The following is a 3,159-nucleotide window of genomic DNA, read 5'->3' as shown; positions in this document are numbered from 1 at the left end:
GTTCATCACATCAAGGCTGAGCGATTTCAACCACACCGATACAAACCGCGATACACTGCTCTGCCGAGTTTCGTGTCGTTGCCTGCGGGTGACGATCCAGTGTTGTCGTTGGTGGTGTGGACTCTCAAGCGTGAGGTAAGGGCAATTCGTGGATGCCTTGGCATGTACAGGCGATGAAGGACGTGGCACGCTGCGATAAGCGTCGGTGAGGTGTGAGCAACCTTTGACCCGACGATTTCCGAATGGGGAAACCCACCTATCCGATTAATCCTGAGTGTTGGTAACGACGGTCAGGGTTAATGGGACAAGGTATCTCTTAACTGAATACATAGGTTTCGAGAAGCGAACCCGGCGAACTGAAACATCTCAGTACCCGGAGGAAAAGACATCAACCGAGATTCCGTTAGTAGTGGCGAGCGAACGCGGACCAGGCCAGTGCCTCTTGTTCAACTAGCAGAACGTTCTGGAAAGGACGGCCATAGCGGGTGACAGCCCCGTATGCGAAAGTGATGCAAGAGGACTCGAGTAGGGCGGAACACGTGTAATTCTGTCTGAACATGGGGGGACCACCCTCCAAGCCTAAATACTCGTACATGACCGATAGCGAACTAGTACCGTGAGGGAAAGGTGAAAAGCACCCCGATGAGGGGAGTGAAACAGTACCTGAAACGGATTGCCTACAAGCAGTTGGAGCCCTTTTATGGGGTGACAGCGTACCTCTTGCATAATGGGTCTGTGACTTAATCTATCAAGCAAGCTTAAGCCGTTAGGTGTAGGCGCAGCGAAAGCGAGTCTGAATAGGGCGACATAGTTTGATGGATTAGACCCGAAACCCGGCGATCTAGGCATGACCAGGATGAAGGTGGGGTAACACCCACTGGAGGTCCGAACCGATTAACGTTGAAAAGTTACCGGATGAGTTGTGTTTAGGGGTGAAAGGCCAATCAAGCCGGGAAATAGCTGGTTCTCCGCGAAAACTATTGAGGTAGTGCCTCGGATGGACACCTTATGGGGTAGAGCACTGGATGGTTGCGGGGGTCGCGAGATCTACCAATACTAACCAAACTCCGAATACATAAGAGTGATATCCGGGAGACAGACGGCGGGTGCTAAGGTCCGTCGTCAAAAGGGAAACAGCCCTGACCTACAGCTAAGGTCCCCAAGTCGTGTCTAAGTGGGAAAGCATGTGGGAATCCCAAAACAACCAGGAGGTTGGCTTAGAAGCAGCCATCCTTTAAAGAAAGCGTAACAGCTCACTGGTCTAAACAAGGGTTCCTGCGGCGAAGATGTAACGGGGCTCAAGACACGCACCGAAGCTTAGGGTGTGTACTTTGTACACGCGGTAGCGGAGCGTTCCGTACGCCTGTGAAGCGGTCTGGTAATGGACCGTGGAGGTATCGGAAGTGCGAATGCAGACATGAGTAGCGATAAAGAGGGTGAGATGCCCTCTCGCCGAAAGACCAAGGGTTCCTGCGCAAGGCTAATCCGCGCAGGGTGAGCCGGCCCCTAAGACGAGCCCGAAGGGGGTAGTCGATGGGAACCACGTTAATATTCGTGGGCCTGGTGGTGTGTGACGGATGGCGTGTGTTGTCGGATCTTATCGGATTGATCCGGCTTCGAAGCTGTCCCGGGAAATAGCCCCACCGTATAGACCGTACCCGAAACCGACACAGGTGGTCAGGTAGAGTATACCAAGGCGCTTGAGAGAAGTGTCCTGAAGGAACTCGGCAAATTGCCTCCGTACCTTCGGAAGAAGGAGGCCCGGCATAAGCGCAAGCTCTTGCCGGGGGCACAGGCCAGGGGGTAGCGACTGTTTAGCAAAAACACAGGGCTCTGCTAAGTCGGCTTCAAGACGACGTATAGGGCCTGACGCCTGCCCGGTGCCTGAAGGTTAAGTGGAGGGGTGCAAGCTCTGAAATGAAGCCCAGGTAAACGGCGGCCGTAACTATAACGGTCCTAAGGTAGCGAAATTCCTTGTCGGGTAAGTTCCGACCTGCACGAATGGCGTAACGACTTCCCCACTGTCTCCAGGACATGCTCAGCGAAATTGAATTCTCCGTGAAGATGCGGAGTACCCGCGGTTAGACGGAAAGACCCCGTGCACCTTTACTGCAGCTTCAGAGTGGCATTAGGAAAGAACTGTGTAGCATAGGTGGGAGGCTTTGAAGCGTCGGCGCCAGCTGACGTGGAGCCATAGGTGAAATACCACCCTGTTGTTTTCTGATGTCTAACCTGCGCCCATGAAACTGGGCGAGGGACCCTCTGTGGCGGGTAGTTTGACTGGGGCGGTCGCCTCCTAAAGAGTAACGGAGGCGCGCGAAGGTTGGCTCAGGACGGTTGGAAACCGTCTGTTAGAGTGCAATGGCATAAGCCAGCCTGACTGCGAGACTGACAAGTCGAGCAGAGACGAAAGTCGGTCATAGTGATCCGGTGGTCCCTCGTGGAAGGGCCATCGCTCAACGGATAAAAGGTACGCCGGGGATAACAGGCTGATAACCCCCAAGAGCTCATATCGACGGGGTTGTTTGGCACCTCGATGTCGGCTCATCACATCCTGGGGCTGGAGCAGGTCCCAAGGGTTTGGCTGTTCGCCAATTAAAGTGGTACGTGAGCTGGGTTCAGAACGTCGCGAGACAGTTTGGTCCCTATCTGCCGTGGGCGTCGAAATTTGAGAGGAGTTGCCCCTAGTACGAGAGGACCGGGGTGAACATGCCTCTGGTGTACCTGTCGTCGTGCCAACGGCGCAGCAGGGTAGCTATGCATGGACGGGATAACCGCTGAAAGCATCTAAGCGGGAAGCCTCCCTCAAGATAAGATTTCTTAGGACGGTCGGAGACCACGACCTCGATAGATCGGATGTGGAAGCGCAGTAATGCGTGAAGCTAACCGATACTAATTGTCCTATTCGCGCTAAGAGAGTTCACACCCCCAACGTCAGCACTGGCTGACCTACGTGGTTGAAACACACAGCCTTGAAACCCATCGATTTGAAAAACAATATGCACCGCCTTCATTGCCTGGTGGCTATAGCGTTTGTGAACCACCCGATCCCATCCCGAACTCGGCCGTGAAACCAAACCGCGCCAATGGTACTATCGCTCAAGCGATGGAAGAGTAGGTCGTCGCCAGGCATTGAAGCCGGTGCATAACCATTCACAA

Annotated in this window: 2 rRNA genes; both read left to right on the top strand. The window is 54.0% G+C overall.

The annotated features are described in order from the left end of the window. The first annotated feature begins 127 nt into the window (after nt 1-127). Nucleotides 128-2,914 (top strand): 23S ribosomal RNA (locus MF607_RS22250). Nucleotides 2,915-3,016: 102 nt separating this feature from the next. After that, nucleotides 3,017-3,131, top strand: a 5S ribosomal RNA gene (rrf, locus tag MF607_RS22245). Nucleotides 3,132-3,159 lie beyond the last annotated feature (28 nt).

Source organism: Sphingomonas lacusdianchii, from assembly GCF_022664395.1.
GTDB lineage: Bacteria > Pseudomonadota > Alphaproteobacteria > Sphingomonadales > Sphingomonadaceae > Sphingomonas > Sphingomonas lacusdianchii.
Note: the sequence above shows the minus strand (reverse complement) of the source record. Positions and strands in the feature narration are given on the sequence as shown.